Below are 13,008 nucleotides of genomic sequence, written 5' to 3' on the forward strand. Positions count from 1 at the left end.
TGTGGAAAAGAGGGGGAGACGATGGTTGACGCCCACAAGGCACTCGTTCCGGTGTGGACGCTGGCGACCGGTGACGTCCGGGTGCCTGCACTGGCCGGAGACGGGTCGATGACGGCTGAGCGCCTGGCAGAACTGCGCGGCGTGCTGGCCGCCCTGGCCGACGCGCCGATCGCCACGCTGGAGGTGCATCCGCTGCCCGACAAGCTCGACCGCAGCCGAGGTATCCCGCTCGATGCCGCGAGTCCCCTGGCGCAGCACCTGGCGCAGTTCATCACGCAATCGGCGCGGAGTTCCCTTACCGCGGCCCGGGCGACCGCCACCGGCGAAAACCTGTACCGCATGGTGGTTCCGGCGAAGGTCGCCGCCCAGTTCGGTCAGGGCATGGTTCGTCCGATGGCATCGAAGGCGGCGGCCGGTGGCATCCACAGCGCGCTCATGAACTCGACTGGCATCGCCGCCCAGGCGACGTTCGTGCCCGTCGGCAAAGTGGCCGCAGCAGGCGCAGTCGGCGGAGCCGGAGCGACAGCCGGCGTCGCGGCCGCCGGCAGCGCGGCGCTCACCGTGGCCGCGCCGCTCGTGCTCATGGCCGTAGCGGTAGGGGTGAGCGCGCATGCCGACCACAAGCGCCAGCAGGCCATCGAACACATCACGGAACTGCTGGAGCAACTGCACGAACAGAAGCTCGAAGAGGAGCACAGCGAACTCGACGGCTGCCGGGATGCCATCGACAAGGCCACGGCCATTCTGCTCGACCAGGGCAAGCTCGGCGTCTCGCTGGGACTGGACTCGGCAGTGCACGCCATCAACACGGCACTGGGCCGCGCCGACCGCCGTCTCGCCCAGTGGCAGAGCGCACTCGACAAGCTGCCCGACGGTAAGCCCGTCGAGATCGGCACGCTGACCAAGGCGTTCCCCGGCGTCGACGACCATGGCGGCACGTTCCGCGCCCACCTGGGACTTGCCGCCTTGGCCGTTGCGCTGAAGCGACGGGTCGTCGTCCTACAGGCGGTCGAGCACGCCCAGGGCAACCCTGACAACTTGTTCGAAAACTTCACCCGCGCACTCAAGCGCGACCAGCAGCGCCTCGACGAACTGGAGTCAGGCATCGCCGGTGTCCTGGTGCACCTTTCGGCGTTGGAGCTGGCAGGCCCGCAAGGTTGGCGGCCCGTCTTCACGACCGATGAAGTCGATCGTCTGATGCGCGCGGCATACCGGATTCGCAAGCTGGGCGACGGCGTCTCGGTCAACAGCCGTACGACAGACGTGGCGATCGAGATCGCCCGAAACAAGGACGGCTCGGTGGTCGTGTTCCCTGCGCTGCCCATGTAGGTAGGCGGCGTCCGAGTGATGTGTGGGTGGCGTACGACCTCACACGTGGGCCCAGCCGCCTGTGCGACTGGGCCCCGCCGGTTACGAAGGTATGGCTCAGACGGTCTGGTCGGCGGCCAGCCGGACGAGCCCGGCCCACGCGTCGGGGGCGACGGTCAGAACCGGTCCGGATCGGACCTTCGAGTCGCGGATGTGTATGCCGTCGACGGCGGCTGCGATCTCCACGCACTGCCCGCCCTCTGCGCCGCTGTAGCTGCTCTTGAACCAGGCGAGTTCCAGAGCGGCAGCCGAGCTCTCTGCGGTGTTCATAGCTCTCCCAGCAACTTCTCGATGAATCCCAGGGACTCTCGCGGAGTGAGAGCCTGGGACCGGATGATTCCATAGCGCGCGGCGGCGAGACGCACCTCTTCTCGGGCCGTCAGGAGGCTGCTGCGTCCTTGGACCTCCATGTACGTGAACTGCTCCCCGCCCTTCCGGTTGATCACCGTGAACGGGCCGTCCACGCCGGCGTTGTCCTCGCGGTCGAGCGGCATGACCTGGATCTCCACATTGCGCTTCTGGCCGATGAGCAGCAGCTGTTCGAGCTGCCCTCGCAGGACTGCCTTCCCACCGAGTGGCTTACGCAGCACGGACTCTTCGAGCACGAAGCTGAGCAGTGGCGCAGGCCAGCGCTCGAAGATCGTCTGCCTGGCGAGCCGCGCTGCCACCCGCAGCTCGATCGTCTCCTCGTCCAGCAGCGGGCGCCGCATGGCGAGCAACGCCCGCGTGTACTCCTCCGTCTGCAGCAGGCCGTTGACCACGTGAGTGTCGTAGGAGCATAGGTCGACCGCCTCCGCCTCCAACCGCGCCATGTCCCGGAAGAACGCCGGATACTGCGCCCGCCCCACCTCCTCCTTCAGCGCCTTGAGGACGCCCCCGGCGTCCAGCACCTCGTCCGCGCGGTCGATGAACCTCGGCGGGGGAATCCGCCGCCCCTGCTCGAATGACGCGATTGACTGGGCCGCGTAGCCCGTGAGCCCCCCGAACTCCGGCCGTTCCAGGCCCGCCCGTACCCGCAGCAGCTTCAACTGCCGCCCGAACGCCGTCACCACACCCGATCCCGGCTCGTCCTCCGGCCTCGGCCCGGCGTCATCCCGCGCGCCCTCGGCCTCGCCCCGCTCCACCGACTCCATCGGCTCCACCACCTCCCCGGCCCAGTTCCCCGGCCCAACGCGCCCGCCCCGAGCCGGTCACGCGCGCGCCTCGTACACCTGCCGCTCCGTCGCGTACAACCGGAATGCGACGGCGCGTCACCACTGGTCACGCTACGCCACGGCCGGGAGCGTTGAGGGCATGAACAGTGAGACCGCTCCCCCCAACTGCGTTCCCCGGCCCACCAGCCCCACTGGCCACTTCGCGATGCGGTTCAGTTCCACCCCGCGCGGCGCGCGGCTCGCCCGGCGGCTTGCCGGGCAGCGGCTCGACGCGTGGGGCATCCCCTACGACTGCGACACGCACCACGCGCTGACGCTGATCGTTGCCGAGCTCGCCGCCAACGCCGTCCGGCACGGCCGGGTCCCCGGCCGCGACTTCCACCTGGCGTTGGCCCGCGACGCCACGACCGTACGGATCGAGGTAACCGACACCCGTACCGAAGGCGTACCGGTCGTGGCGACGCCCGCGGAGCTCCGCGACACCGGCCGCGGCCTGCTGCTGGTGGAGCACCTCGCCGACCGCTGGGACTGGCACCCGCGCCCCGACGGCCCCGGCAAGACGGTCTGGGCGGAGTACGTCCTGCCGACGGGAGGCTGACCCGCCGCCGCACCGTCCCGCTCATCGTCCACCGACCGCCGCGCCCACGCCCGTGTCGCACCACGACCGCTGGACGGCATATCGACACAGCGGTCACACTTGACCCCTGACAGTGACCGTTCATCACGCACACCGGGGGCAGGGTGCCGCAGGAGGCGATCTCCGACCGTTACGAACTCCTGGAGGAGCTCAGCCACGGCGGTATGGGCGACGTGTGGCGCGGCTACGACTCCGTGCTCGACCGGCCCGTCGCGGTGAAGCTCATCCGGCAGGCGTCGGTCACCTCCCCGCAGCTCGCCGAGGAGTTCGCCAAGCGCTTCCGCCGCGAGGCCCGCATCACCGCGCGCATCCAGCACCCCGGCGTGCCGCAGGTGTACGACGCGGTGCTCGACGCGTCGTACGAGCGCCTGTTCCTGGTGATGGAGCTCGTCGACGGCGTACCGCTGTCCGCCTACCTCGACCCCCGCCGGCCGCTGCCGGTCAGCTGGGCGGCCGCCGTCGCCGCGCAGGTCGCGACCGTGCTGTCGTACGCGCACGACGTGCCGGTCATCCACCGGGACCTCAAGCCGGGCAACATCCTCGTCGCACGCGACGGCACCGTGAAGGTCCTCGACTTCGGCATCGCGGCCATCCTGCGCACCGACGTCACCAAACTGACCGCCACCGGCAGCCCCATCGGCACCCACCAGTACATGTCGCCCGAGCAGGTCCGCGGCGGACGCATCACCCCGCGGACCGACCTGTACGCGCTGGGCTGTGTGCTGCACGAACTCCTCAGCGGGCGCCTCGCGTTCGAGGCGGAGAGCGAGTACCTGCTGATGTACCAGCACGTCAACGCCGCCCCCACCCCGTTGCGGCAGCTGCGGCCCGACGTCCCCGAGGCACTGGAGGAGCTGGTCCTGCACCTGCTGCGCAAGGCGCCCGAGGCGCGGCCCGCCGACACGCAGGAGGTGTACGCGCGGCTGCTGCCGTTCCTCCCGTCGCCGGGCGGAGAACCCGGAACGGCCGATGCCGGGCCCGCCGGGGCGCCCGACCCGACCGGCGTGTTCCGTCACCCTTTCGCGCCTCGCGCCCGCGCCCAGGCCCCGGCGCCCGGTGGTCCGACGCCGCCAGCCGTCCTCCCGGGGGCCCAGCCGGTGCCCGTCCCCGCCCGGCTGCGCGAGGACATCAAAGCGGCATACGCCCACTCCGACGCCCTGCTGGAGGAGGAGCGGTTCGCGCAGGCAGCCGAGGTGCTCGGCGAGGTCATCGAACCCGCGGCCCTCGCCCTCGGCTCCGAGAGCAAGCCGGTCCTGGCGCTGCGCCGACAGCGGGCGGCGATCCGCCTCCTCGGCGGCGACTACCGGGCCGCCCTGCCCGAGTTCGACGCCCTCGCCGACGCGTACGCCCGCATCGCCGGACCCACCGGCGAGCAGGCCCGCGCCTGCCGCGCCCAGGCGGCCCGGTGCCGCGCCGAACTCGGCCAGGTCACCGACGCGCTCGCCGCGCTCCAGGGCGTGCTGAACGTCGTGCGGGCCGTCGACAGCGACGTGAGCGAGGAAGCCGTGGAGCTACGGCACAACATCGGGATGCTGCTGCTCGCCCAGGGCCGGGCCCTCGAGGCCCGGCAGGTCCTCGAACCGCTCCACCAGGACATGTGCATGGTGTTCGGCCCCGACGACGAGATGACCGCCGAGATCGCCGAGGCACTTGCCGTGATCCGCCTCGGCCTCGACGGTCCACCTTCCTGACCCGCCTTCTCCAGAGCGGCATCGGCCAGAACCGTGCTGCTCGCGACGAGTTCGAAGCCGCACCGCACCGGTAACCACAGCTCCTGGCGCGACTCTTCCGCCACGATGAGCGGTGCGCACCACTTCACCGAAAGGACCAGCCGTGTCGGATGTCGCACGAGACGACAACCAGGATGACGACCTCGCGGAGGACGAATGGGACTGGGAGGAAGGAGACGAGGAAGAAGACGAGGACGCGCAACGCGTCCAGGACGCGGCAAAACTGGCTGACACTGATCCTGACCGCGGCATCCCCTCGCTCCTTGCCTTGATCGCCGACACGGACCTCGGCACCGTGGACAACCTCGAATACCGCGCAGCTGCCCTCGACCATCTGCTCAGCAGAGGCGGAAGCGCAGCGACCGCGGCATGGTGGGTGATCAATACCTCCAACCCCTGGCGTGAGATGCAGCGGGTTTACCTGGAGTCAAACCAGTACGCAGCTCCCGCACGGCGGAAGCTGACCGAGGATGAACGACGCCAGGAACACGTCGCCGCTCTCCGGCACCTCGTCGCGTCCTCAGACCTGCAGGACGACCTCCGCTGGCCGGCCATCGGTGAGCTGATCAACGAGGAGGGGCGAGAAGGATACGAGGCCGTCAAGACCCTCGCCCCTGACATCAACATCGCAAACCTCGCCACCGGAACCGGCGACGCGGACGATGACCACGCCTACAGCATCGCCCGCTGGGTCGCAGCCGACCAGGACCAGCCGGCCGAGGTGCGCCTGGAAGCGGCAGCGTGGCTACTCGACGAAGACGCATGGTCCGCTGACGACGCGGTGGCGGACGCGCTACGAGATGCACCCGTCGGCGCTTACGGACGCAGGAAGCTGCTCGCCAGGCTGCTGGAGATGGAGAACGCACACCTGGAAGTGACCGACCCATCCGCATTCGAGCGGCAGCAGGAGAAGGAGCGCACCGACAGCGTTCCCGGTGTCGTCCGCCTTGCCGTGCAGGAAGCGGAACGCAACTACCATGCCGGACCGCTGGACGGCCTGCTTCAGTCCTGGGTCGATGCCGCGCTTCGCGACCAGTGGGAAAGTGGTTGGCCGTACGCCCGCCGGGTAGTGGACGACGCTGTCGAACAACTGGTGGACATCGCGTTCCGCCACCGGGAGCTTCGCAAGCGCCTGGCCGCAGACCTCTCCGCGGCAGGCCCTGAAGCAGACTGGCATCCGCTGCTGATACGCGGAGTTGATCCCCGGCCGAAGCAGGAGACTCTCTTCCGCTCCACGGCAGAGGATGGATACTTCGCCTTCAAGGCAACGCCTGAGAGCCAGTTTGCGCTGTGCAGGTCCGCTGGAGACACTCCCGACCTCGTGGACTGGGAGCTGACTGTCCTACAGAACAGTGTCGCGTCAGCGACGTGCTTCTCCGGGCGCCTGCTCGTCCAAGACAAGCAGACGTTCATACACTTCCCCGACGACCTGAACGCGCACCCCCACTGGTCCGCCCAGCTCATCGCCGGCTTGTCCGCCATCTCCCGAGCCGAGCCTCCCGGATAAGCGTGCAGCCCGCACGACTCGTGGCCCCACAGGCCGCTGTCCCTGACTCCTTACAGATCCCACTCGTCGGCCAGCAGCCCCACGAGCCGCTGCTGCCGCTTCTGCAGCAGTTTCGGCACCCACTCCTGGTGCTGCAGCACCTGGCTGGTCAGGGCGAACGTGGAGACGCCATGCCTGCCGGTGAAGTACTTGGCCTTCTTTTCCGTGAAGTCGTAGTTCTGGGCGTAGGCGTTCTTCGTCCGGTTGAGCAGGACGAGGTTGCCCAGCCGGTGCGTCCACTGACTGCGCTGCTCGTCGGTGAAGTTCCGCAGCCACTGCGATCCCTGTTTTGGGTTCTGCGGCAGCACGTGCTCGACGGTGATCAGCGTGTGGTCGTACGAGACTCCGGGCTTCCCGGCCAGCATCTCGTCCAGGCGCAGCAGGACGTACTTGCGGGTCTTGGTGACGAGGTATATGTCGCCGTCCAGGCGCGAGAGCGTCTCGGCCTTCTCCGTGTCCGTCAGGGCGAAGGACGTCGCGTCCATGCCTTTGCCGGCGTTGAGTTCGCGCAGGAGGTCCGCGTAACGCGTGACGCGGGGAGTGGTGTAGACACGGCGGATGAACATGCTGGCCGCCAGCCGCTCCAGTGCGTCGAAGAATCTGTCGAGCCAGGCCGCGTCGTCACCATGGTTACGCAGCGCCCACAAGGCCGCGGGTCGCCAGTCGTTGTTGTCGATCTGCTGGAGGCGTTTGAACCAGGCGTTGACCTGCTCCGCTCCAGAGACCGCCGCGTAGCTGGCGTCACGGATCTGCACGTAGGCGTCCGCGTACGGCACGACGACGTCATTGACGAACGACTCGGCCTTGCCGGGCAGATAGTGGCTGAGCACCTGCTCGGGAAACTCTTTGAGCAGTTCCCGCTCCGCCCGCTTCATGGCAAACACCATGCGCAGGTGAAGGAAGAGGTCGGCGAAGTCATCTCGCCCCAGAGCCTCCTCCGCGTCTTCCCACTTGCGGGCGCACTCCTCCGAGGCCTTCTCGTCCAGAGCACCGATGATGAGCGACTTGAAGATGTCCGTGGGTGAGAGATCCATGCCCCGGGAATTCATCACGCTGAAGATGCGGTGCGCGCTGTCCAGATCGGGGGTGCTGACGACGACCAGGAAGGTGCGCTCGCCCAGCATCTGCACGAGATCCAGCCGTCGGTCCTCCGACCAGTCGGTGAGAATCGCGTGCAGCGTCCTGGCGTTGCGCAGAACGGCCTTCTGCGCGTCCGTCGGCAGCGTCTCCTCGTTCAGGATCCGCAGTGCCTCGGTGGCCCCCTTTGTCTGAACGTACTTCTGGAAGAAGCCGGCGTCGCGGAATCGCAGGGTGAGCCTGGGCTTGGGATCGAGCCGGCGGACCTTGTTGCCCGGCTCCGTGACCAGTCTGTCGAGATCGCTGCGGAGGTCGGGGTCCTCCGTCAGGTCGCGAAGGAGGGCGAGCAGGATGGTCAGGGTGGTGAGGCGCTGCTGGCCGTCAATGACCTCAGCGGGCGCGTTGCCCTTGGCCTTGACGAGGACGATGGAGCCGAGGAAGTACGGCTCGTCCGTCCCCCTGTCCAGCGACTCCTCCAAGTCGGTGAGCAGCTGAACGGCCTGCTCGACGTCCCAGGCGTAGGGCCGCTGGTAGTCCGGGATCCGGAAGTCGTAGTCGCTGCTGAAGACCTTGTGCAGGGAGACTTCCTGCGCCTCTAGTTGCTGCATGCCCCAAGGATGTACGGGCCACTGACACCGTGTCCCAAGAATCCCGCAAGCCAAATGATGCGGGTGGGTCCTGTCCTGGGCACAGTGCCGTCACTGACACCGCAAGGGCTGAGGCTCGGCTACTTCACTGTCACACGAGTGCGACTACGTCAGCCGGTCCGAGATCCGCCCAAGCTCCCTATCTGAGGAGATGATGGACATGGCCGCCGACGCGACGGTGAGGAGGGTCGTGGCTCGGGCCCAGTACGGGTTATAGGCGCATCGCCGAATGGGACGGCGTCACGCTCAGGTCGACGCTCGCCGACACTTTCCCCGAACCGCCGGGCCCACCAGCGAAAAGGCGCGCTCCTGCCGTGTTCAAGTCGCGCACTGCCGCGCCAAACCGGGCCGGGTGACGACGCCAGCCCTGTGAACCTTGCCGGTCACCGCACTAGGCTGCCAAAGGTGTTGCATGGGCGGTAGGACGGGGAGCAGCGCGTGGACGACCTATTGGACACACTGAAGCAGTGCGTTGATCGGCTGGTCCGTTATCGCAGCCTCGGACGCCGGGTGGGTGAGCAGAACACGAAAGCCGGCCTCATCGAACCAGTGATCGCCGCCCTTGGTTGGGACGTGCTGGAGCCCGACGAGGTGCACCGCGAGTACCGACGGCGGACGACCGACAACCCCGTCGACTACGCACTGATCCTGATGCGCATGCCCCGGCTGTTCATCGAAGCGAAGGCGATCGGGGAGAACCTCGACGACCCGCGCTGGGCGAACCAGACAATCAGCTACGCAGCAGTCGCGGGTGTGGAATGGGTTGCGCTGACCAACGGGGCGGAATGGCGCGTGTACAACGCTCATGCTCCGGTTCCGGTCGAGCACAAGCTCTTCCGCACCGTGCGGATCGCTGACGACGTCGGTGCTGCCTTCGAGCTGTTGTCCTTGCTCAGCAAGGACAACATGCGCGACAACCGCATCCAGGAGCTGTGGCGCAGCTTCTTCGTTGACCGCGAGGTCAACCTCGCCCTCAATGACTTGTTCGCCTCCGGTGAGCCTCCCAGAGACCTTGTCGATCTGCTCGCCAAGCGCGTAGCGAAGTTGCCCCACGCGGACCTCCGGGCGAGCCTGCAACGGGTACGCGCCACCTTTGACTTCCCCCGGGCCGGGTTCGCTCCAATGATCTCCGCGCCTCCGGCGGCACCGGTCCCGGCACCTCGGCCATCCGAACCCTCGTCTGCCGAATCCTCCATCCGTAAATCTCGAACGTCGGGGCAACCACTTTCGACGAGACCGCGGAAGCCAGCAGTCAGCGAAGATGAGAGGCACGTGGGCTTCGAGGAAATGATGGCCGCCGGCAGGGTGACTCCCGGGGCGACCTTGCACGGTGACTATATGGGGCAACGACACACCGCAACCGTGTTGACCACTGGCCAGATCCGCTACCAGGAGAAGGTTTACCCCTCGCTGTCGGCTGCCGGGCGAGCGGTCAAGCTCCACGTCAGAGGCCGCAATACCCCTGAGTCCACCTTGTCCACCGACGGGTGGGACTTCTGGCGTACCACAGACCCGGTCTGCGGCGACGAAGTATCCCTAAAGACACTACGGCGTCGTGTGGTCCAGGCCCAGCGTGACCAGTGAGAGTCCTAAAGAAGCCGTTGCCTTTGAGGAGTCGGCGGAGCAGATCTGGGGCGATCTCGTCCGTCACGACACTGTGTTTCTCCAGCCACGTCGTCTCGTCCGACGCCGGTGCCGTTACCACCGCCAGAGCCTCGCTCAAGAGACGCCGGAGAAACGAGGCACCTGGAGCATCCACGGATGATCCCAGTCCTCCCTGAGCAAAAGATTCGCCTGTTCGACCGCCCCGGTTAGCGGCGGCGGGACGCGGCCCGTTTCGCCTGCCGGCGCAGGGCAGCGACCCGGGCTGGACGTCGGCGCGGCGCCGGAACCGGGCGGTTGCGTACCGCCGGCAGGGGTGCCGGGCGGGCGCTGTCGGCGTTCTCGTGACCGGACAGGACGACGAGCGCCGCCACGAGGGTCGCCGCCAGCAGGAGGATCAGGTCGACCCATGCGACCCAGTTCCAGCCGTCCTTCCGGCTCGTCTCGTAGGGCGCGGCGACGTCGATGAGGAGGAGGTAGCCGAAAGCCAGGTACCGGACGTGCCTCTTCTTCGATGCCGTGTCCGCGAGGAAGCAGACGGCCACGACGAGGAGGAAAGGAAGGTTGATGTACCAAGCCACGTGCGGCGCCAGCAGGATGAACACTGCAGCCGTGACCACTGTGAACATCTGATACCCCCGCATCTCGTTAAACAGGACCTTAGCACCGGCTGCCCTCGGCCCAAGGGGGCTCGGACAACAGGAAGTCGATGATCATTGCGAGGTGACGAAGCAGACGGCAGCTAAACTCGCCCGGCATGGAGGGGTGGAAGTTCTGGTGGGGGATCGCGGCCTTCTTTCTCGGCGGCCTGTCGACACAGCTGAACGGCTGGCTCACGTACCGACGGCAACGCAAGGACAAGGCCCGGGACGCGGAAGAGGCCGTCAGGAAGCGCCGCGAGGAGTTCGAACTTGAGCATCTGGTGGAGTTCAACCAGATGCTCCGCACGGCGATGGATAGGGTCCTCAATCTTCGTAACGTCGCGAGCCGGGAGCTCGACACTCCCGCGCACTACCAAGAGAGGGACGAGGCAGCCGAAGCCCTCGACGCTGCCCTCTGGCCTCTTTCAGCGCAGGTCGGCTTCATCATCGACCATGAAGTCCGAGACCCGGCGATTTCCCTCATCTCAAGGATGAGGTCCGAGAGCGTGTCCGGTCGCTATGGCGCGGATGTAACGTGGAGGATCTGGCAGAGAGGTCCCGCGAGGTTTACGACGTCATAGGGTCACGCGTCCGGGGCATCTACGCCGACCAGTTGAAGCGGTAGCGACCCGGCTTTGTGGTCCGCCGTGGCCAGGACAACCAGCCGAGGATCTGTATGGATCGGCCCCACAGATCAGTCCGGGCCGCTAGCCTGCCCTCAGCGGCCCGGACAGGGCGCGCGCATACGGCCGAGGGCCCCACCCCCTGACGGGGGTGGGGCCTTTGCCGCCCCCAAGGGGGCTGCGGTGCTCACCGTTTCGACCACCCATCTGGCCTCTCAGCCGACTCCCCGCCCCCGTTCCCACGGGCCTCGCGGCCCCCTCATGGGAACGTCATGGGAACGGAAGGCCATGTAAAGACGGGGAACGATCATGCAGGGGCGGAAGGCTGCACCCCGCTGAACAGGAGGAACGATGAAGCCAGGGAAAGTCCATCACGGATAGGGCAGGCTATAGGGCCTCTCCTAAAGCGGGTGTCGCAGGTTCGAATCCTGCCGGGGGCACCAGCGCAAAGGCCCCGGACCGATCATGGTCCGGGGCCTTTGACCACGGCCTTCAGCTCCGGCCCGAACCGAAAGCCGAGCACCGACGTGTACGAACGCAGGCCATGACTCGTTAGCGCTGAGACCGGTTTACCCCCTCTTAAGGACCCTAGGCTGTTTCACCCTAAACGTCTCTCGTTCCCTCACGAGATCACCGCATGACCCGGGTGCATTAATCCACTGCGTCTTTTCTCTGAGCTACGCACCTTTAACACTTGCCGCAAATCTCCCGGAAAGAACGCGTGCCGGCTTCCCCCTTCACACATTGGCCGGTTCGGTCGTCCTGCCGAACGGCATCGGCTGGCGGGGATGAGGGTGGCCCGCCTCCAAGGGCCTGTGCAGGAGGCGGGCCACATGTGTGGGGGAGCGCAGGGTGGTCAGACGCAGATGCTGCCGTCACATACGGACACATTGACCGGCAGCAACGTGATGCTGAACTTCTGGAGGTAGGTGGTGATGACCGCCGTCTGCAGGTCGCCGATCTGGACGCTGACGGGTGCGTTGACGTCATTGTTCGAGACGTTGACCAGCGCGTTCTGCAGGGTGTTCAGCTGCGTGCCATTGAGGACGTTGATGTCCTTGACAACCACGGTGGTGTTGTTCAGGACGTTGTTGACCGTGACCGTGCCGATGCAGTTCACGGTGTGGTTCGGTCCGCCGCCCTGGTTGGAGCAAGTATATGAGTGGGAGCCGTTCGCGGAGGCAGACGGCATGAACGCTCCGCCCGTCAGTACCGCGGCGACTGCGGTGACAGCGGCCATGCGAGCCAGCTTCGACATGGGTGTACTCCTTTTCCCGTATGAGGCGTCCTGCCGGCCCGACGCTGGCAGGACGGAACACAGCCCGGAGTCACTGGATATGCCGCCCGGCTGCGCCCGGGGAAGAGGTTGACAGCAGGTAGCGACCCGCAGCCATACCAACCCCCTCAGACAATCGCCTCGATCACCCGCGTGAGTGAGGAAGTGAAAAATCTGTGACCCATGCTTCGAAATTCTATTCACCGGGCCGGATTCGGCTCGAAGCTGCACGCAACGCAAGCATGTTCACATTGCGTGGGTAATATGATTATTCGCTGCATTGCTTGTACCTGCCTATGGAACCGAGGAACTACAGCGATGCTGCCGGCGAGCTGAGCATCTACGCAGCCAAGATCGAAGCGGCCGTCACACGGACGAGGTGTGCGTGTGACGGGTACGCCTATGACGAGGTGAAGATCGCTCTTGAAACCGCCCTGAGCGCCGAGGGCGTGACGGACGTGCTTCCGCAGGTCGTTGGCGAGCTGACCCCCCAGATCGTGGAAGCTCCTGACATCCACGACGCCGGACGAGGCCGTACACCAGCGTCTCTGTTTGGCTGCCGCACCAGCCGACGACCGTAGCCGGAGCAGGCCCGGATCGAACCCCTAAAGCCAATACCGGTGACTTTGGTGGGTTCTGGTCGTTGGGTGGGTTGTGCCAAGGCCGGGTCAGGTGAAGTCGTCGGGGGTTGATCGGTTCTCGGATCG

The 13,008-nt window shown here is 66.8% G+C and carries 11 protein-coding genes; 6 read left to right on the forward strand and 5 right to left on the reverse strand.

Annotated elements, in window-relative coordinates; genetic code table 11:
• Window positions 1-21 precede the first annotated feature (21 nt).
• Window positions 22-1,329, forward strand: coding sequence for a hypothetical protein (locus tag ACF1A5_RS19235; RefSeq protein ID WP_392194048.1), 1,308 nt, complete (start codon window positions 22-24; stop codon window positions 1,327-1,329).
• A gap of 96 nt (window positions 1,330-1,425) precedes the next feature.
• On the opposite strand, the gene ACF1A5_RS19240 is transcribed toward ACF1A5_RS19235, so the two are convergent.
• Window positions 1,426-1,638 (reverse strand): DUF397 domain-containing protein, encoded by a 213-nt coding sequence (locus tag ACF1A5_RS19240; protein ID WP_392194049.1) that lies wholly within the window; start codon window positions 1,636-1,638, stop codon window positions 1,426-1,428.
• The gene (locus tag ACF1A5_RS19245) at window positions 1,635-2,501 is read right to left on the reverse strand and encodes a helix-turn-helix domain-containing protein (RefSeq protein WP_392194050.1); all 867 of its coding nucleotides are present in this window, start codon (window positions 2,499-2,501) and stop codon (window positions 1,635-1,637) included. Before ACF1A5_RS19245 ends, ACF1A5_RS19240 begins: the two co-directional genes overlap by 4 nt.
• Window positions 2,502-2,661: 160 nt before the next feature.
• Here ACF1A5_RS19245 and ACF1A5_RS19250 point away from each other — a divergent pair, with 160 nt between their 5' ends.
• The 3 genes from ACF1A5_RS19250 to ACF1A5_RS19260 all read left to right on the forward strand — a co-directional run bounded on the left by ACF1A5_RS19250 (window position 2,662) and on the right by ACF1A5_RS19260 (window position 6,396).
• A complete protein-coding gene (locus ACF1A5_RS19250; RefSeq protein ID WP_392194051.1) occupies window positions 2,662-3,120 on the forward strand; it encodes an ATP-binding protein in 459 nt (152 codons plus the stop codon).
• 143 nt (window positions 3,121-3,263) lie between these two features.
• Complete coding sequence (locus tag ACF1A5_RS19255) at window positions 3,264-4,850, forward strand: serine/threonine-protein kinase (RefSeq protein ID WP_392194052.1); 1,587 nt, start codon at window positions 3,264-3,266, stop codon at window positions 4,848-4,850.
• A gap of 142 nt (window positions 4,851-4,992) precedes the next feature.
• A complete protein-coding gene (locus tag ACF1A5_RS19260; RefSeq protein WP_392194053.1) occupies window positions 4,993-6,396 on the forward strand; it encodes a hypothetical protein in 1,404 nt (467 codons plus the stop codon).
• A gap of 50 nt (window positions 6,397-6,446) precedes the next feature.
• On the opposite strand, the gene ACF1A5_RS19265 is transcribed toward ACF1A5_RS19260, so the two are convergent.
• Entirely contained in the window at window positions 6,447-8,120 is a 1,674-nt protein-coding gene (locus ACF1A5_RS19265; protein WP_392194054.1) for a DUF262 domain-containing protein, read from the reverse strand.
• Between the two features lie 477 nt (window positions 8,121-8,597).
• On the opposite strand from ACF1A5_RS19265, the gene ACF1A5_RS19270 reads away from it, so the two are divergent.
• Entirely contained in the window at window positions 8,598-9,743 is a 1,146-nt protein-coding gene (locus ACF1A5_RS19270; protein ID WP_392194055.1) for a hypothetical protein, read from the forward strand.
• A gap of 227 nt (window positions 9,744-9,970) precedes the next feature.
• Here the strand turns inward: ACF1A5_RS19270 and ACF1A5_RS19275 are convergent, their stop codons facing one another.
• Window positions 9,971-10,390: a hypothetical protein gene (locus ACF1A5_RS19275; protein ID WP_392194056.1), complete on the reverse strand. Its 420-nt coding sequence runs from the start codon at window positions 10,388-10,390 to the stop codon at window positions 9,971-9,973.
• 128 nt (window positions 10,391-10,518) lie between these two features.
• Here ACF1A5_RS19275 and ACF1A5_RS19280 point away from each other — a divergent pair, with 128 nt between their 5' ends.
• Window positions 10,519-10,983, forward strand: coding sequence for a hypothetical protein (locus ACF1A5_RS19280; RefSeq protein ID WP_392194057.1), 465 nt, complete (start codon window positions 10,519-10,521; stop codon window positions 10,981-10,983).
• A gap of 898 nt (window positions 10,984-11,881) precedes the next feature.
• On the opposite strand, the gene ACF1A5_RS19285 is transcribed toward ACF1A5_RS19280, so the two are convergent.
• Window positions 11,882-12,283 (reverse strand): preprotein translocase subunit TatB, encoded by a 402-nt coding sequence (locus tag ACF1A5_RS19285; protein ID WP_392194058.1) that lies wholly within the window; start codon window positions 12,281-12,283, stop codon window positions 11,882-11,884.
• Window positions 12,284-13,008: the final 725 nt, after the last annotated feature.

Source organism: Streptomyces sp. NPDC014864 (assembly GCF_043081525.1).
GTDB lineage: Bacteria > Actinomycetota > Actinomycetes > Streptomycetales > Streptomycetaceae > Streptomyces.